This is a genomic window from Phaeobacter sp. JH20_29 (assembly GCF_048056175.1).
In the GTDB taxonomy this organism is placed as follows: Bacteria; Pseudomonadota; Alphaproteobacteria; order Rhodobacterales; family Rhodobacteraceae; genus Phaeobacter; species Phaeobacter bryozoorum.
Genome location: NZ_JAYMWO010000018.1, coordinates 471,529 through 488,725, shown reverse-complemented (window position 1 = coordinate 488,725; position 17,197 = coordinate 471,529). Strand labels below are relative to the sequence as shown.

Below are 17,197 nucleotides of genomic sequence, written 5' to 3'. Positions count from 1 at the left end.
CGCCTAGAGTTCCCTCGCCAGCCGCAGCATGCCTGCGGTGATTTCGCTCAGCTGATCTGCCGAAGTGATGAAGGGCGGCATGGTGTAGATATTGGTGCCGAAGGGGCGCAGGAACACGCCCATCTCATGCGCCCGCGCGTGCGCCTCATCCGCCGAGACGCGGTGCTTCATCTCGATGACACCAATGGCGCCCAAGACCCGCACATCAGCCACATTGGGTAGATCGCGGGCCGGGGCCAGTTCGGCCTGCAACTGCTCAGCGATGGCCGCCACGGTGCCGCGCCAGTCCTGTCCGGTCAGCAGATCCAGAGAGGCCTTAGCCGCGGCGCAAGCCAGCGGATTGCCCATGTAGGTCGGCCCGTGCATGAACAGACCGGGACTGCCGCCGCCGATGCCCTCCGCCACACGGTCGTTGGTCATGGTGCAGGCAAAGGAGATATGGCCGCCGGTCAGCCCCTTGCCAAGGCAGATGATATCCGGCTCCACTGTGCAAAAATTGGTAGCGAACAGCTCCCCCGTGCGACCAAAGCCGGTAGCGATTTCGTCGAAGATCAGGAGGATACCCAGCTCATCGCAGATGATACGGGCCTGATTGAGATATTCCGGGTGGTAGAAATACATACCGCCAGTACCCTGCACCACAGGTTCCAGGATGAAGGCGGCGATCCTTTCTGCGTTGGCCTCCAGCACATCGCGCAGTTCACCCAATCCGTTTAGGGCCGGGTCGTCCACCCAGTCCTCATGGATGCGGACCGGCGGGCGTGAGACGAAATGCTGCACGCTCAGCGCGCCCTGGAACAGGTGGTGCATCCCGGTGTCGGGGTCGCAGACGCTCATCGCCTTCCAGGTATCGCCGTGATAGCCGGAGCGGATGGTGGCGAACTGCTGGCGGTCCGGCTGCCCGATGGCGTGCTGGTACTGCACCGCCATTTTCATCGCGACCTCGACCGAGACCGAGCCGCTGTCGCAGTAAAAAATGCGCGTCAGGCTTTCGGGCGCGATCTCCAAGAGCTTGCGGCCCAGGTCGATGGCGGGGTCATGGGTCAGCCCGCCGAACATCACATGCGGCAGGGTGTCGAGCTGGTCGTGGATTGCCTTGGTGATTGCCGGGTTCCTGTGGCCGTGCATCATGCACCACCAGGACGACATGGCGTCGATCAGCCGGGTGCCGTCGTCCAGGGTGATGTACATGCCCTCGCTTTCCTTCACCACAAAAGTTGGGCCGGGCTTGGCCACGTTGGTGTAAGGGTGCCAGAGGTGCTGCTGGTCGAATTCCAGCTGGGTGAGGTCTGCCGCACTCATGCCATCTCTCCTTGGTCCAAGGCCTCCTTGATCAGGTCCACGTTGATGCTTTCGGCAAAGGTATCTTCGAGCACCGTTCTTGTCCGGTCGATAGACCGGGCCGCGCCCGACCCTCCCCCCGGAAGGGCGCTTCGCACCCGCCCAGGCTCGGGCGTGGCCCTCAACTCTTCCATGAAGGGCAGCCGTCCCAAATGCGCCACCTGGCCGAACTGGCAGATGGTTTCCTCCACCGCCGGCTCCGCGTCGCCTATGAAGGCCACGCCGACCACCGGACAGCCTGCATCGCGCAGCGCCCTCAGCGACAGCAGCGTGTGGTTGATGGTCCCCAGCTGCGTCCGGGCGCAGAGGATCACCGGGGCGTGCCAGCGGGCGAACAGGTCGAGGTACAGCAGCTTGCGGTTCAAGGGCACCATCAGCCCGCCCGCGCCCTCGGCCACCAGCACGCCATCCACCTCGGGCAACGGCAGCGTATCCGGGTCGATCTCCACGCCCTCGGCCTCCGCCGACAGATGCGGCGAGGCGGGCAGTTGCAGCAGGTATCCCTCCGGCAGCGCCGGGCGGCCCGACAGGCGGGCGACGATCTGGCTGTCGGTCTCCTCCTCCAGCCCGGATTGCACCGGTTTCCAGTAGGTGGCACCGAGCGCCTGCACCAGACCGGCGGAAAAGATGGTCTTGCCGATGCCGGTATCGGTTCCGGTCACGATCAGCGCGCTCATGCTGCAATCTCCATGTCTCGGGCGAGGTCTTCGAACATCCGGGTGATGACCTCTGCCCCTGTGTTCAATGTGATCGACAGCCGCAGCCGCGAGGTGCCGCGCGGCACCGTCGGCGGGCGGATGCCGCGGATGTCATAGCCGCAGGCCTGCATCCTCGCGGCCAGCGCCATGGTGCGCTTATCGTCGCCAATCACCACCGGCAGAATTTGGCTCTGGAAACCCTCCAGCCCGCACTGGCGTTTGGCCTCATCATGCGCATGAGTAATCCCCTGCCACGCCTGTTCGCGGCGGTCCGGGTTCTGCTGAAGCTCCTGCAAGGCCGCCCGCACCAGCGCCGCGTTCAAGGGCGACGGCGCGGTTGCGAAGATGAAGCCGCGCGCTTTGTTGATCAGCGTTTCGATCAGAACCCGCTGGCCGCAGATCAGCGCGCCGGAAGCGCCCAGCGCCTTCCCGCAGGTGTGCAAGGAAAGGACGTTGGAGCGGTGGGCGATGTCATGTGCCAGTCCGCGACCCAGATCGCCGAACACGCCGGTCGAATGCGCCTCATCCACCACCAGCACGGCGCCCTCTGCATCCGCCAGCGCCATCAGCGCACCGAGCGGCGCCAGGTCGCCGTCCATGGAATAGACCGCCTCAACCGCGATCCAGGCCTGCCCCGTGCCGCCCTCAGCGCGCCAGTCCTTCAGCACCCGTGCCGCGTCCTCCGCATCGCTGTGGGCAAAGCTGCGGGTCTCTGCCCGGCCCAGCCGCATCCCGTCGTGGGTGCTGGCATGGATCAGCGCGTCATAAAGCACCAGATCACCCTGCTGCGGCAGCGTGGAGAAGATCGCCTGATTGGCATTGAAGCCGCCGCCCATGAACAGCGCGGCCTCGGTTCCGAAAAACGCGGCCGCCTCCGTCTCCAGCAACTGGTGTTCGGCGTCATTGCCGCGCAACAGGCGCGAACCGCCCGCGCCCACCGGCACGCCGCGCGCCAGTGCGTCAGCGGCGGCGGCACGCAGCACATCGCTGCCTGCCAGCCCAAGGTAGTCGTTGGAGGCAAAGTCATGCCCGTCCCGCGGCATCAGTTGCCGGTAGCGTCCGCGTGTGCGCAGCGCTTCCAGCGATGTCTCATGCCTCGGGAAGGCGCCCGCCATCAGCGGCTGCCGTCGCAACCCGCAGCCATGGCGGTGATGCCCAGACGATCGAACAGCTGCTGGTCCTTGTCCTCTTCGGGGTTGTCCGCGGTCAGCAGCGTGTCGCCCACAAAGATCGAGTTGGCCCCGGCAAAGAAGCACATCGCCTGCATCTCGTCCGACATATCAGTGCGGCCTGCGGAGAGGCGCACATGGGATTTCGGCATCAAAATCCGGGCCAGCGCCACGGAACGGACAAATTCGATCGGATCCAGCTTCTCGACATTGGCGAGCGGCGTGTCGGCGATCGGGATCAGCATGTTGACCGGCACTGAATCCGGATGCACCTCGAGCGTGGCCAGCGCCAGCATCATGTCGATGCGGTCCAGCTGCTGCTCGCCCATGCCGACGATGCCGCCGGAGCAGACCTTGATTCCCGCCTCGCGCACCCGGTTCAGGGTGTCGATCCGGTCGGCAAAGGTGCGGGTGGTGATGATCTCGGAGTAATACCGCTCCGAGGTGTCGATGTTGTGGTTGTAATAGTCCAGACCTGCGTCCTTGAGGCGGAACACCTGCTCCTCGTCCAGCATGCCGAGCGTCATGCAGGTTTCCATCCCCAGATCCTTGACGCCCTGCACCATCGCCTCAAGCGCGGCCATGTCGCGGTCCTTGGGCGAGCGCCAGGCGGCCCCCATGCAGTAGCGCGTCGCGCCGCCTTCCTTGGCTTTCCTGGCCTCGGCAATCACTCGCTGCACCTCGATCAGCTTGGAGGCCGAGAGCTGCGCGCCGTTGCGCGCCGACTGCGAGCAATAGGCACAATCCTCGGCGCAGCCGCCGGTCTTGATGCTCAGGAGCTTGGATTTCTGCACCTGATTGGGGTCGAAATACTGCCGGTGCACGCTGTGCGCCTCAAACAGCAGATCCATGAACGGCTTGTTGTAGATCGCTTCCGCTTCCTCGCGGGTCCAGTCGGTGCGGATGGGTGCAGCGTCCAGCATGCTGTCTCCTGTTCTCTATACCTGTCGGCCATGCGCGGATGGCGTTTCGGTTTTATAGATAACTTACTGGGTTACGATCAAGTGCAAAGCTGCGATGCAGCGATTTGCCCCACCGGAGGAGTCATCATGGATTTAGCGCATTGTTATTTATAGATATAAATAATCTATAAAATTACAGGTTGACGGGATGACAGCATCTCACCTACCCCTAAGGCACGCAGGGGAGTCCCGCCAAGGGGACTGAGAGGCGTTTTGGTGCGGGGCAACCCAAACCGGCGGCGCGACCCTTTGAACCTGACCCAGTTGATACTGGCGTAGGAAGCTAGGCATGCACGGCGCCGGGACAAATACACCCCGACCACCCTGCGTTGACCGAACAAGAGGGCCGCGCGCCCTCTGTTTCCCGAGCCAAGCCTCATCTGGTGTCTTTTCTGAGTCTAGGCTTCGAGGAGCACCATAATGAACGTCCCCAACCCAAAGATCACCACAGGTGGCCTGCCCGCATCGCGCAAGATCTACGTTGCAGGCGAGGTCCATCAGGACATCCGCGTGCCGATGCGCGAGATCGCCACCCACCCAACTGCGGGCGAGGCGCCGCTGCCGGTCTATGACAGCTCCGGCCCCTACACCGACCCTGACGTGCTGACCGATATCCGACAGGGCCTGCCCGCCCTGCGCCGCCAGTGGACCCTCGCGCGCGGCGACGTCGAGAGCTATCAGGGCCGCGATGTGAAGCCAGAGGACAACGGTTTTGTCGAGGGCGACCGGCTGGTGCCTGAGTTCCCGGTGAAGCCTGCCCCGCTGCGCGGCAAGGACGGCGCCGCGCCGACCCAGCTGGCCTATGCCCGCGCCGGTATCATCACGCCGGAGATGGAGTTCGTGGCGATCCGCGAAAACCAGCTGCGCGAGCTGTCGCCCTGCCATGGCAAACGCGACGGCAATGACTTTGGCGCCAATATCCCCGACTACGTGACGCCGGAATTCGTTCGCTCCGAAATCGCCGCCGGTCGCGCCATCATCCCGGCCAACATCAACCACCCCGAACTCGAGCCGATGATCATCGGCCGCAATTTCAAGGTGAAGATCAACGCCAATATGGGCACCTCTGCCGTCACCTCCTCGATGGAAGAAGAGGTGGACAAGCTGGTCTGGGCGATCCGCTGGGGTGCTGACACGGTGATGGACCTGTCCACGGGCCGCAACATCCACAACACCCGCGAATGGATCGTGCGTAACTCCCCCGTGCCGATCGGCACCGTGCCGATCTACCAGGCGCTGGAGAAGGTGAATGGCATCGCCGAGGACCTGACCTGGGAAGTGTTCCGCGACACGCTGATCGAGCAGGCGGAACAGGGCGTCGATTACTTCACCATTCATGCGGGCGTGCGGCTGCACATGGTGCCGATGACCGTGAACCGGGTGACGGGGATCGTCTCGCGCGGCGGCTCAATCATGGCGAAGTGGTGCCTGCATCACCACAAGGAAAGCTTCCTCTATGAGCATTTCGAGGAGATCTGCGACATCTGCCGCCAGTATGACGTCAGCTTCTCCTTGGGTGATGGCTTGCGCCCCGGCTCCATCGCCGATGCCAATGACGAGGCGCAGTTTGCCGAGCTGGAAACCCTTGGGGAACTCACCAAGATCGCTTGGGCCAAGGACTGCCAGGTGATGATCGAGGGTCCGGGCCATGTCGCCATGCACAAGATCAAGGAAAACATGGACAAGCAGCTGGAGTGCTGCCACGAGGCGCCGTTCTATACGCTTGGGCCGCTGACGACCGACATCGCGCCGGGCTATGACCACATCACCAGCGGCATCGGGGCGGCGATGATCGGCTGGTTCGGCTGCGCGATGCTGTGCTACGTGACGCCGAAGGAGCACCTGGGCCTGCCTGACCGGGACGACGTGAAAACCGGCGTGATCACCTATAAGATCGCAGCCCATGCCGCCGATCTGGCCAAGGGTCTGCCGGGGGCGCAGCGCCGCGATGATGCGCTCTCCCGCGCGCGGTTTGAGTTCCGCTGGGAGGATCAGTTCAACCTGTCGCTGGACCCGGATACTGCGCGCGAATTCCACGACCAGACTCTGCCGAAACAGGCCCATAAGGTGGCGCATTTCTGCTCCATGTGCGGGCCGAAGTTCTGCTCCATGCGGATCAGCCACGACATCCGCGCCGAAGCGCAGAAGGAAGGCATGGAGGCAATGGCGGCCAAGTTCCGCGAGGGCGGCGAGCTATATGTGCCTGCACCTGAGGCTGCGGAACCGGCGGAATGATCACCATCGCAGGCGCAGGCCTCGCCGGTCTCGCCTGCGCCTATGAGCTGGCGCAGCGCGGGGCCGCCGTGCGGATCTACGAACGCGCGGCTGCGATCGGTGCAGGCAGTGTCGCGCGCTATGCCGGCGGCATGCTCGCCCCCTGGTGCGAACGCGAAAGCGCCGAGGAGGCGGTGATCACCCTCGGTGGCCGCGCCATCGACTGGTGGGCCAAGGTCACGAGCGTCCACAGGCGCGGCACGCTGATGGTAGCGCCTGCCCGCGACCGGGCCGAGCTGACCCGCTTTGCCCGCCGCACCACCGGGCATCGGGGCGTGGACGAGGCCGAGATCGCGACGATGGAGCCGGCGCTGGCGGGGCGGTTTGCGCAGGGGCTGTTCTTTGAGCAGGAGGCACATCTGGACCCGCGACAGGCGATCCGGGATCTGGCGGCTGCGGTCTCTGCCCTTGGCGTTGAGATCTGTCTGGGGGCTGATGCGCCGGGAAGCGTTGATATCGACTGCCGGGGCATCGCCGCCGCCGACCGGCTAACGGGCCTGCGGCCAGTGCGCGGAGAGATGGCGATACTGCATTGCCCGGAGGTCATGTTCACCCGCACCCTGCGGCTGCTGCACCCGAGAATACCGCTGTACCTCGTCCCACGCGGCGACGGGCTGTTCATGATCGGCGGCACGATGATCGAGAGCACATCAGCGCGCGCGATCACCCTGCGCTCGCTCAGCGAGCTGCTGAATGCTGCCTTCACGCTGCATCCCGGATTTGCCGAGGCCAGCGTGGTGGAAACCGGCGCAGGCCTGCGCCCCGCCTTTGCCGACAATCTGCCCCGCCTTCATCAGGACGGCGGGACGCTATTCCTCAACGGGCTGTACCGCCACGGATTTCTGCTGGCGCCCGCGATGGCGCAGCAGGTGGCGGACCGCCTCAGACCGGAGACATCAGATGAACATCACCGTGAACGCCAAAGCGCATGAGGTGAGCGCCCGGACGCTGGAAGCTGCGCTGCGTGAGCTGGGCTATATCAGCCCGTCGGTCGCCACCGCGCTGAATGGCGCCTTTGTGGCCCGCACCCGACGCGCTGACACCGAGCTGAACGAGGGCGACCGCATCGAAGTGCTCGCCCCGATGCAGGGGGGATGACGATGCAGATCTATGGAGAAGAGATCACCTCGCGGCTGCTGCTGGGCACCGCCCAATACCCCTCGCCTGTGGTCCTGAGCGAGGCAATCAGAACCAGTGGCTGCGAAATCATCACCGTGTCCCTGCGGCGCGAGACCGCTGATGGCTCCGGCGCGGGATTCTGGGACGGCCTGCGCGATACCGGCTGCCGCATCCTGCCCAACACCGCAGGCTGCCACTCCGTGCAGGAAGCAGTGACCACCGCCCAGATGGCGCGCGAACTGTTCGGCACGCCCTGGATCAAGCTGGAAGTGATCGGCCATTGCGACACGCTGCAACCGGATGTGTTCGGGCTGGTCGAGGCCGCGCGTACGCTGTCCGACGATGGGTTTCAGGTCTTTCCCTACACCACCGACGATCTGGTGGTCGGAGAGAAACTCCTTGAGGCGGGCTGTGAGGTGCTGATGCCCTGGGGCGCGCCGATCGGATCCGGTCAGGGCTTGCGCAACCCGGATGGCCTGCGCGCGATGCGGGCCTATTTCCCTGAGGTGCCGCTGATCGTGGATGCGGGCATTGGCCGCCCGTCGGATGCGACGCAGGCGATGGAGCTGGGCATGGATGCCGTGCTGCTGAACACCGCTGTGGCCAAGGCCGGAGATCCTGCCGGAATGGCGCGCGCCATGGCGCTGGCGATTGAGGCCGGGCGCGCCGGATATCACGCAGACCCGATGGAGCGGCGCGATATGGCGGTGCCCTCCACCCCTGTTCTTGGCCTCGCAGCGCTAAGCTGAGCTGCGCCCCCCCCTTATTCACGGAGACGACAATGGAGCGTTTTTACCTGATCGTTGGTCATGTCAGCCAATTGGAACTGCTGGTGCCGCATGGCGTGCGACTGGTGCAGCTGCGGCTGAAGGACCTGCCGGAGCCGGAGATCCGCCGCCAGATTGCCCGCGCGCGGGATTTCTGCGCCGTGCATGGCGCGCAGCTGGTGGTCAATGACTATTGGCAGGCCGCACTGGATCTGAACTGCAGCTTTGTGCACCTGGGGCAGGAAGACATGGACACGGCCGATTTTGAGGCCCTGCGCCGCAAGGGCGTGCGGTTTGGCCTGTCGACCCATGACGAAGCGGAGCTGGAGCGCGCCCTCGCCCATGGCCCTGAGTATGTGGCGCTTGGTCCGGTTTATGAAACCCTGCTGAAACAGATGAAATGGGCCCCACAGGGGCTTGACCGGGTGCGCCGGTGGAAAGCGATGGCGGGAGACACACCGCTGGTTGCCATTGGCGGGCTGACGCCCGAACGCCTGCCCGGGGTCTTTGCCGCAGGTGCAGACAGCGCTGCCGTGGTGACGGATATCCAGCAGGCCGCCAACCCGGAGGCGCGGACCCTGGAATGGATCCGGGCCTGCGCGAGATGAGCCGCTTTGACCGCCAGACCGCTTTGCCGGAGGTGGGCGCCGAGGGACAGCAGAGGCTGGCCAGCGCCCATATTCTTGTTGTCGGGGCCGGCGGGCTTGGCTGTCCGGTTCTGCAATATCTTGCCGGTGCCGGTATTGGCGAAATCACGGTGATGGACGGGGACCGGGTTGAGGCAACCAACCTGCCACGCCAGCCGCTCTATACATTTGCAGACGTTGGCCGCTACAAGGTCGAGGCCGCGCGCAGGCGGCTGATCACAATGGCGCCGGAGCTGCGACTGCACCCTCATGCACGCGACCTGACACCGGACAATGTCGCCGCTGCGGTCGGCCCGGCCGATCTGGTGATAGATGCTGCCGACAGCTATGCGGTGTCCTACACGCTTTCGGATTGCTGTCAGCCGCTGGGGCGTCCGCTGATCAGTGCGTCGGCACTGGCGCAATCGGGTTATGTCGGCGTCTTTTGCGGGGGCGGCCCCTCGCTGCGCGCCGTCTTCCCCGACCCACCCGACAGGAGCGCCACCTGCGCCAGTGCCGGGATTATGGGGCCGGTTGTCGGGGTGATTGGCGCCCTGCAGGCACAGCTTGCCCTGAAGTTGCTACTGGGCCATCAGCCAACCCCGCTGGGGCGGATGTTCAGCCTCGACTTTGCCGGGCTTCAGATGGGCGGGTTTGATTTCGCCACGGCTGCAGAGCCTGCGCGGTCGCTGCCCTTTATCGGGATGAACAGCGTGACCGCCGCCGATTACGTGATAGAATTGCGCCCGGAGGATGAGGCCGCTGAACCGGCCACGACGACCGCTGTCCGCATCCTGCCGGATCGGTTGACGGCGGCCGATCTGCCGACGGACCGCCGGGTTGTGCTTGCCTGTCATAGTGGCCTGCGGGCCTGGCGCAAGGCGGCGGAGCTTGCGCCTGACTTTGCCGGAGATCTGGCGCTCTTGGCAGCGGGGCGGCGGCAATGAGCGCGCTGCTGATCATCGCAGGCACCGACAGCAGCGGCGGCGCCGGGCTGACCCGTGATATCGCCGCCGCCACGGCGATGGCCCGCATGATCCCGCAGTTCGCGGCTCGATCGCTGAGCCTGCGACCGGTGGTGACAGCCGTGACCGTGCAGACCAACCAGGCCTTGCAGGAGATCTACCCGACGCCGGTTGACGGTATTCTGGGTCAGATACAGGCCGCTGTTGAGACCGGCCCGATCAGCGCGGTAAAGATCGGCATGGTCGGAAGCGCGGCAGCTGCCGAGGCAATTGCCGCAACTCTGGCGCGGTTGCTTCCGCCGAGTTGTCCGGTTGTGCTGGATCCGGTTCTGCGCAGCAGTTCAGGCGGTCGGCTGATGCACGCCGGTGATCTGGCACCGTTAATGGCCCGCGCCGATCTGATCACCCCCAACTTGCACGAAGCATCGCAGCTATGCCCAGGCTTGCACGGCGCAGTTCCGGGCGGCGGGAGCAGCTTTGACCCGCAGCACTTCGGCATGGCAGCGCAGGCGGGCCAGCTTCACCAGGCGGGCGCCGGAGCGGTTCTGATCAAAGGAGGACATGGGACCGACGCGATGGCAGTGGACCATCTTTTCTGCGACGCCACCCATGTCGCCTTCCCGCGGCCAAGACTGAAACAGACCAAGCGCGGCACCGGCTGCACCCTGGCCACCGCAATCGCAGTCCAGCTGATGGCCGCGCAACAGATCGAGACAGCCTGCCGGGCGGCTGGCGACTATGTGCATGAATGGCTGAAAGAGATCCCAGCCTGATTGGCGCATGGTCGGTTCCCCGCCGCCTCTTCCCGGTGCTCGCTGCTGTGATGTCGGTTTCCAGCCGCAGATTTCTGGAGCGCTTTGAGACTGACATTGGCCGTTGATCGCGACGATCGGCATCCGGCGCGACACCAGGGCCGATGGATCATGGCACTGGAGCACTGGAGCACTGGGGAATCGCGGCATCATCGCGGCAGGCGTCAGCCAGACCGCAGGCATGGAAAAACCGCGCCGGGATGGTCCGGCGCGGTCTCTGTCTCGGTCGTTGAAATTCTGGCTTTCAAGGCCCGTTTCCGGGTCAGAAATCCTGCCAGATATCCTTGGCCGCGTTGCCACTGGTGCTGGCGACCGCCGGGGCCGGGGTCGGTTTCACCGCCTCCAGATCCCAGTCATCGCCATGGGCACTGGGCGCCGCCGGTTTGGGGTCATTTCTGGTGACCCGCGGCGCCGGGGCCGCTGCTGGGGTCTTGCGGGCAGGTTCCGAGGCCGGTCTGCCCCCCGCCGCGACCCGGAAATGGGCGACCAGCTGGGCCAGCTTGGTGGCATCGGCATTGAGCATATGCCCGGCGGCAGTGGCCTCTTCGACCATGGCGGCGTTCTGCTGGGTGACCTGGTCAAGCTGGGTCACGCCGGTGTTGATCTCATGCAGACCGGTCGACTGTTCGCTGGCACCGGTTGCGATGCCCGAAACCAGTTTCGAGATATGCCCGACCCGCTCCACGATGCTTTGCAGCGCGTCGCCGGTTTTGCCCACCAGATCAACGCCCCGCTCCACCTGCTTGGTGCTGTCGCCGATCAGCGTCTTGATCTCCATCGCCGCATCCGAGGACCGCTGCGCCAGGGCGCGCACCTCGCTGGCGACCACGGCAAAGCCCTTGCCCGCCTCGCCGGCCCGCGCGGCCTCGACACCGGCGTTCAGCGCCAGAAGGTTGGTCTGGAAGGCGATGTCGTCAATCACGCCGATGATCTGCGAAATATGGGTCGAGGACTGCTCGATCTCGGTCATTGCGGAGACGGCGCTCTGCACCACGGTGCCACTTGTTTCGGCCTCCTGTTTGGCTTCCTGCATGATGCTTTCGACACTGCGGGCACCTTCGGCGGCGGATTTCACGCTGGCCGTCATCTCGTCCAGGGCGGCGGCGGTTTCCTCCAGCGTGGCGGCCTGGCTTTCGGTGCGGTTGGACAGGTCGTCGGAGGCCTGGCTGATCTCATTGGCGCCGTTGCGGATGCTTTCGGCGGTGTCGATCACCTGGGTCACAGTGGCGCTCAGCGTTTCCGCGGTGCGGTTGAAGTCACGCTGCAGCTGGGCGTAATCCTCCGGCAGGGTCTCGTTGATACGCACGGTCAGATCGCCCTGCGACAGTGCCGCGAGACGGCTGGAGATGATCGACACAACATCGGACCGCTCGGCGTCGCGGGTCTGCTGCTGGCCTTTCAGCACGTCTTGCTCCTGCAGCTTCCCGCGGAATGCCTCCAGCGTTCGGGCCATTTCGCCGATTTCGCTGCGCGCCCGAGTATAGGGTACATCCGTCGCCGTCTCGCCGTCGGCCATCGTGGCCATCCGCGCCTTCAGACCGTTGATCGGGCCGGTAACACTGCGCAGCAGGACCGTCGAGGCAATCACCAGAAGAATCAGGCTGATCGCGAGGGTGGCCATCGCTTCGGTCCGCATCTGGGCAAGATCCGCCCGAATGTCAGAGACATAGGAGCCGGTGCCAATGACCCAGCCCCAGGGTTCAAAGGCCTTCACATAGCCGATTTTCTGCTCTGGAGTGGTCTGACCCGGTTTCTGGAACCAATAGCGGACCGAGCCGGCACCATCAGCTGCGGCAACCTTGCCCAGCTCCTGGAACACCTTGATACCCTTCACGTCTTCGAAGCCGGACCGGTCAGTGCCGACCCAGTCTGGCACCATGGGGTGCGCACGCACGATAAGTTCCTTGTCGAATGCAAAGAGGTAGCCGGAGGTTTCGAAGCGAATTTTCTCAATCACCTCACGGCCCTGAGCGCGCGCCTCCTCGGCTGTCAGCTCACCAGACTGTACCCGCGCCTCAAGATCGGCAAGCAGGCTGATTGAGGTATCGATGATATTGCTGAGCTCACGGTCGCGCATGGCATAGGCGTTGTCGACTGCGCGTGACAGCAGCAGGACGGTCAGCAGCACAGAGAGCGCGAGTGCCATCGCCACCACAGCGTAGATACGGATGGGAAGACGAAAGAATATGGACGGCATCGGTTACTTGGTCCTTTGAGGAATTACATCCCCGAACACTAGGACCGGCGCCCCTAACAAAGCGTTAGGCAAAGACCCAAAATCGCAGGCTTCACGCCATTATTGCATAGAATTTCAATCTCTTGTCTTAGGAGTTTGGAAACCTTCGCCCGCCTCGGGCCGCAGCTGGTCGCGGCGGCGCTGTGGCGCCCCTCGCGGCACAGGAAAAACGGCCCCGCAAAGGGGGCCGTTCAATCTGCGATTCGCGGGCCGCTCCGGACGGGTCAGCTCACCGGCAACATGCCCTTCTCGGACGCCAGCTCGCGCATCTTCTTTTGAAGCTTCTCGAAGGCGCGTACCTCGATCTGGCGGATACGCTCGCGGCTGACGCCATATTGCGTGCTGAGGTCCTCCAGCGTTTTCGCCTGATCGGCCAGCCGGCGCTGCGTCAGAATATCCTTCTCGCGATCGTTGAGCACATCCAGTGCATTGGCGAGCAGCTCGCGGCGGGCCTCAAGCTCATCGCGCGCCTCGTAGTCGCCGGCCTGATCAGCATCCTCATCCTCCAGCCAGTCCTGCCACTGCATCGTGCCTTCGCCCTCGCTGCCGACGGTGGCATTGAGAGAGGCATCGCCGCCGGACATCCGCCGGTTCATCGAAATCACCTCCGTCTCGGTCACGCCGAGGTCGGTGGCTATCTTCTTGACGGTGTCGGGGTGCAGGTCGCCCTCCTCCAGCGCGCCGATACGGGCCTTGGCCTTGCGCAGATTGAAGAACAGCTTCTTCTGCGCCGAGGTGGTGCCGAGTTTCACCAGCGACCAGGACCGCAGGATATATTCCTGGATCGAGGCGCGGATCCACCACATGGCATAGGTCGCCAGGCGAAAGCCCTTTTCGGGATCAAAGCGTTTGACCGCCTGCATCAAACCGACATTGGCTTCGGAGATCACCTCGGCCTGCGGCAGACCATAGCCGCGATAGCCCATGGCAATTTTCGCCGCCAGACGCAGGTGCGATGTCACCATCTTATGGGCCGAGGCACTATCCTGCTCTTCGACCCAGCGCTTGGCCAGCATATATTCCTCTTCCGGTTCCAACAGCGGGAACTTGCGGATTTCCTGAAGGTACCGGTTCAGCCCGCCTTCGGGTGTCGGCGCGGGCAGATTTGCATAATTTGCCATTCTTTGTGTCCCTCCCAATGTATAAGGACTTAACATCTCGTCATATGGGTTAACGCACAGCCCCGTTCAAGAGTTGCCAAGTTTATCTCTTATAGGAATCATAAGAAAAGCGGTCTGTGACGAAGTTCACAGCAAGTTGCAGACCATCGACCCGCCGCAACGCGCGGCGGGATCTTGGTTTTTCTGCAATAAATCAGGAGCTCGCTGATCGCTGGCGTGATTATTCCGCAGGCGTTGCTAACATTTGCAGCAGATCTGTCATATCTTCTGGTACCGGCGCTTCAAATCGCATGTCGTCACCGGTGACAGGATGGACAAAGCCCAGAACCGCAGCATGCAGTGCCTGACGCGGGAATGACTGGATGGCCGCCGCAGTGGCCTCGGGCAGCGATTTTGCGGCAAGTTTGCGCTTGCCGCCATAGACCGGATCGCCGACCAGCCCATGGCCTGCATGGGCCATATGCACCCGGATCTGATGGGTACGGCCGGTTTCCAGCCAGCATTCGATCAGCGCCACCACCGGCGGCGTGCCGTAGCTGTCGACGATACGGGCACGGGTGACAGCATGGCGGCCGCCCTGGAACAGCACCGCCTGCCGCTGCCGGTCGGTTCTATGGCGCGCGAGCTGTGTGGTCAGTTTGAGGATATTGCCGGGTTCAAAGCTCGTCCCCTTTACCCCGCGCAGGCGCGGATCATTGGCATCCGGCACACCATAACAGATAGCGCGGTAATAGCGTTCGACCGTATGTTTCTCGAATTGAGCGGCCAAACCCTGATGGGCGACATCGGATTTCGCGACCACCAGCAGCCCGCTGGTCTCCTTGTCGATGCGGTGCACGATGCCAGGGCGTTTGACGCCACCAACGCCGGAGAGGTTATCGCCGCAATGGTGCAGCAATGCGTTGACCAGCGTGCCCGATGGTGTTCCGGGGGCGGGATGGACAACCATGCCTGCGGGTTTGTTGACAACGATCAGATCGTCATCCTCATAGATCACCTCAAGCGGGATATCCTCGGGGCCGATGTGGCTGTCCTCGGCCTCTTCCACGGTGATCTCGATCAGCGCACCTTCCTCGATCTTGGCCTTGGGGTCGGTCACGACCGTGCCATTGACCTGCAGCTGCCCAGCCTCGATCAGCCGCGCCAGACGGGTGCGCGACAGGGTGGCTTCCTCTGGCACATCACGCGAAACCGCTTTATCAAGCCGTTTAGGCGGGTTTTCCGCGATGACAAACTCGATCCGGCGGCGGGCCATGACACATCCTTCTGAGACAGATATTCAAAGTGAACCGCCCCAGCTGGTGTTCCTGCGGCGGATGGTGACCACATTGACGGTGATCATGATTTGCGGGTTCTTAGTGGTTCTGACCCTGCTTGTCATCCGTTTGTCTGCGTCAGGTCCAAAGCTGCCCGAAACGGTGACGCTGCCAGCGGGGGTCAGCGCGCGCGCCGTGACCTTTGGCGACGGCTGGATTGCTGTGGTCACCGATGGGGATGAGATCCTGATCCTGAACAATCTGAGCGGCGCAATCGAACAACGCGTGGCGATCCAACCGGTCAGCGACTGATCTTCACCGGCTCGTTCATGCAAGCTGACACAGGGTAAGCCGCTGAATTACCGACATGAAAACAGGCGTCGTGCCTCTGGCGGTCCGATGTGGTCATATCAATATCAGCTGAAGGGTGGTACCACCTCCCCGGCTCGAACGGGGGACCTCCTGATCCACAATCAGGCGCTCTAACCAACTGAGCTAAGGCGGCACTGAGGGCGATTTAATACAGGGGCGATGAGAGCGCAAGAGGCAAGCGGCAAGTTTTTTACCCCGAATGTGAAGAGATTTGCCGTCACGCTTGCGATCTTCTGCCCCGCCCGCGAGGTCCATCTGGAAGCCGCGAGTGCTTGCCATTACAGTGGCAGCAGGCTAGCAGAACCCGTCACCGCAAGCCCCATGACAGGAGTGCCGCATGAGCATCAACACCGAGCGCGACATCGAAGCCAATATGCAGATCGGCCCCACCGACGCAGGCATGGTCCGCATCTTCATCGAAGCCGACGGGATCGAAATCCCGATGGATTTTGATCCGGATGAGGCCAATGAAATCGCCGAAGAAATCATGGCCGCAGCCCAGGCAGCGCGCAGCCTCGATACCTGAGCCTCACGAACACCCGGCGGCGGGCTGACGCGCCCGCCCTGCCAACCGACGCGCCGCCAGCAATCAGGAGCCGTGCGCCTCGCTGTCCCATATCCCATCCGCGCCCGGTCTCGGGTCGCGCAGCCGATGCAGGCGGCTGGCGGCGTCCATTGCGAATTTCTGAATCAGTTTCTTGCGACGGGCGGCGGGCAGTTTCTGTTCCGGCGCCATGCGGATGATCTCGGCGTCATAGTCATCGGCGATGATCAAACCGCTGTCGTCAGGCAACAGCTCATTCGGAAACGCCAGATCCACCGCCCAGAAATAGCGATCACACCATTCAAGATAGCCCCGCCATTTGTTGTCGGACTGATAGTCGGCGCGGCTGGATTTGCACTCGACCACCCATAGCTCACCCTTGGGGCCAAGCGCCATGACATCGACCCGCAGACCACGGGCGGGAACGAATTCTTCGACCGTGACAAAACCAAGCGCCGCCATATGGCGGGCCACACCACGCGCGAGGCGCTGACCGGGGGCAAGATCTTGCATCATGGGGTCAATGTGAACAATTCATGAACAAATGACAAGGCCATGGCGCAGGCACCTTGCAAACGCACTGGTCAGATATTGCATCAAGACAGCCTGCGGCCATGCCACATCCGCCACGGTGAGAGGGCCATGTCGAAAAGACGGCGGACGCCCCTTGTCTCTGCCTGCCCCGACGCCTAGTTAGAACGGAGGCGGGTTCTGCCCTTCTCGTGACAGGTAGCATTCCAGTGGCCTTAAGCAATTCCGAGGGAGCTGGCTCTGTTTGGACCCTGGTCCTTTTACCTGGCGCCCACCTGTACATACAGGTCCTCGGGAATCATAACCGCACGGTTGCCTGGTGGTCCCGCCGCATTCCACCACTGTTCTGGCTGACAAAAGAAAAGCCGCGCCTGAGGGGCACGGCTGGCTGAGGGCTTGCTGAT

At 63.5% G+C, this 17,197-nt stretch carries 17 protein-coding genes, 1 tRNA gene and 1 riboswitch; of the genes, 9 read left to right on the top strand and 9 right to left on the bottom strand.

Annotated features, from left to right (window positions below; all coding sequences use genetic code 11):
- Window positions 1-3: 3 nt before the first annotated feature.
- From bioA to bioB, 4 genes are read right to left on the bottom strand one after another with little or no spacing between them, the layout of a single operon-like run.
- Window positions 4-1,302, bottom strand: coding sequence for an adenosylmethionine--8-amino-7-oxononanoate transaminase (gene bioA / locus VWZ85_RS17270; RefSeq protein WP_416589276.1), 1,299 nt, complete (start codon window positions 1,300-1,302; stop codon window positions 4-6).
- Complete coding sequence (gene bioD / locus VWZ85_RS17265) at window positions 1,299-2,018, bottom strand: dethiobiotin synthase (protein ID WP_416589275.1); 720 nt, start codon at window positions 2,016-2,018, stop codon at window positions 1,299-1,301. Before bioD ends, bioA begins: the two co-directional genes overlap by 4 nt.
- The gene (locus tag VWZ85_RS17260; RefSeq protein WP_416589274.1) at window positions 2,015-3,154 is read right to left on the bottom strand and encodes an 8-amino-7-oxononanoate synthase; all 1,140 of its coding nucleotides are present in this window, start codon (window positions 3,152-3,154) and stop codon (window positions 2,015-2,017) included. Before VWZ85_RS17260 ends, bioD begins: the two co-directional genes overlap by 4 nt.
- A complete protein-coding gene (gene bioB / locus VWZ85_RS17255) occupies window positions 3,154-4,131 on the bottom strand; it encodes a biotin synthase BioB (RefSeq protein ID WP_416589273.1) in 978 nt (325 codons plus the stop codon). Before bioB ends, VWZ85_RS17260 begins: the two co-directional genes overlap by 1 nt.
- Window positions 4,132-4,340: 209 nt before the next feature.
- A riboswitch (TPP riboswitch) is annotated at window positions 4,341-4,469 on the top strand.
- A gap of 121 nt (window positions 4,470-4,590) precedes the next feature.
- Between bioB and thiC the strand changes: the two genes are divergently transcribed.
- Genes thiC through thiD form a run of 7 tightly spaced genes read left to right on the top strand, consistent with a single transcriptional unit; the run spans window position 4,591 to window position 10,694 of the window.
- Window positions 4,591-6,405: a phosphomethylpyrimidine synthase ThiC gene (gene thiC / locus VWZ85_RS17250; protein ID WP_340545000.1), complete on the top strand. Its 1,815-nt coding sequence runs from the start codon at window positions 4,591-4,593 to the stop codon at window positions 6,403-6,405.
- On the top strand, window positions 6,402-7,376 hold the full coding sequence (locus VWZ85_RS17245) for an FAD-dependent oxidoreductase (RefSeq protein ID WP_416589272.1): 975 nt from the start codon (window positions 6,402-6,404) through the stop codon (window positions 7,374-7,376). Before thiC ends, VWZ85_RS17245 begins: the two co-directional genes overlap by 4 nt.
- Window positions 7,345-7,542, top strand: coding sequence for a sulfur carrier protein ThiS (gene thiS / locus VWZ85_RS17240; protein ID WP_340544998.1), 198 nt, complete (start codon window positions 7,345-7,347; stop codon window positions 7,540-7,542). Before VWZ85_RS17245 ends, thiS begins: the two co-directional genes overlap by 32 nt.
- A gap of 2 nt (window positions 7,543-7,544) precedes the next feature.
- A complete protein-coding gene (locus tag VWZ85_RS17235) occupies window positions 7,545-8,312 on the top strand; it encodes a thiazole synthase (RefSeq protein WP_416535515.1) in 768 nt (255 codons plus the stop codon).
- A gap of 32 nt (window positions 8,313-8,344) precedes the next feature.
- Window positions 8,345-8,938 (top strand): thiamine phosphate synthase, encoded by a 594-nt coding sequence (locus VWZ85_RS17230; protein ID WP_416535514.1) that lies wholly within the window; start codon window positions 8,345-8,347, stop codon window positions 8,936-8,938.
- Window positions 8,914-9,903 carry a ThiF family adenylyltransferase gene (locus VWZ85_RS17225; RefSeq protein WP_416589271.1) on the top strand — a complete coding sequence of 330 codons (990 nt, stop codon included), beginning with the start codon at window positions 8,914-8,916 and terminating at the stop codon, window positions 9,901-9,903. The genes VWZ85_RS17230 and VWZ85_RS17225 overlap by 25 nt, the downstream gene beginning before the upstream one ends.
- Window positions 9,900-10,694: a bifunctional hydroxymethylpyrimidine kinase/phosphomethylpyrimidine kinase gene (thiD, locus tag VWZ85_RS17220; RefSeq protein ID WP_416589270.1), complete on the top strand. Its 795-nt coding sequence runs from the start codon at window positions 9,900-9,902 to the stop codon at window positions 10,692-10,694. The genes VWZ85_RS17225 and thiD overlap by 4 nt, the downstream gene beginning before the upstream one ends.
- Window positions 10,695-10,995: 301 nt before the next feature.
- Here the strand turns inward: thiD and VWZ85_RS17215 are convergent, their stop codons facing one another.
- The 3 genes from VWZ85_RS17215 to VWZ85_RS17205 form a co-directional block, all read right to left on the bottom strand.
- Window positions 10,996-12,930 carry a methyl-accepting chemotaxis protein gene (locus tag VWZ85_RS17215; RefSeq protein WP_416556085.1) on the bottom strand — a complete coding sequence of 645 codons (1,935 nt, stop codon included), beginning with the start codon at window positions 12,928-12,930 and terminating at the stop codon, window positions 10,996-10,998.
- A gap of 263 nt (window positions 12,931-13,193) precedes the next feature.
- Complete coding sequence (rpoH, locus tag VWZ85_RS17210) at window positions 13,194-14,090, bottom strand: RNA polymerase sigma factor RpoH (RefSeq protein WP_340544992.1); 897 nt, start codon at window positions 14,088-14,090, stop codon at window positions 13,194-13,196.
- A gap of 220 nt (window positions 14,091-14,310) precedes the next feature.
- Complete coding sequence (locus VWZ85_RS17205) at window positions 14,311-15,345, bottom strand: RluA family pseudouridine synthase (protein WP_416538356.1); 1,035 nt, start codon at window positions 15,343-15,345, stop codon at window positions 14,311-14,313.
- Between VWZ85_RS17205 and VWZ85_RS17200 the strand changes: the two genes are divergently transcribed.
- A complete protein-coding gene (locus VWZ85_RS17200; protein ID WP_416538355.1) occupies window positions 15,344-15,658 on the top strand; it encodes a DUF6476 family protein in 315 nt (104 codons plus the stop codon). The genes VWZ85_RS17205 and VWZ85_RS17200 overlap by 2 nt on opposite strands.
- 116 nt (window positions 15,659-15,774) lie before the next feature.
- On the opposite strand, the gene VWZ85_RS17195 is transcribed toward VWZ85_RS17200, so the two are convergent.
- A tRNA-His gene (locus VWZ85_RS17195) sits at window positions 15,775-15,851 on the bottom strand.
- Window positions 15,852-16,055: 204 nt separating this feature from the next.
- Here VWZ85_RS17195 and VWZ85_RS17190 point away from each other — a divergent pair.
- On the top strand, window positions 16,056-16,244 hold the full coding sequence (locus VWZ85_RS17190) for a DUF6324 family protein (protein ID WP_340544989.1): 189 nt from the start codon (window positions 16,056-16,058) through the stop codon (window positions 16,242-16,244).
- Window positions 16,245-16,307: 63 nt separating this feature from the next.
- On the opposite strand, the gene VWZ85_RS17185 is transcribed toward VWZ85_RS17190, so the two are convergent.
- Complete coding sequence (locus tag VWZ85_RS17185; RefSeq protein ID WP_416589269.1) at window positions 16,308-16,778, bottom strand: MmcB family DNA repair protein; 471 nt, start codon at window positions 16,776-16,778, stop codon at window positions 16,308-16,310.
- Window positions 16,779-17,197 lie beyond the last annotated feature (419 nt).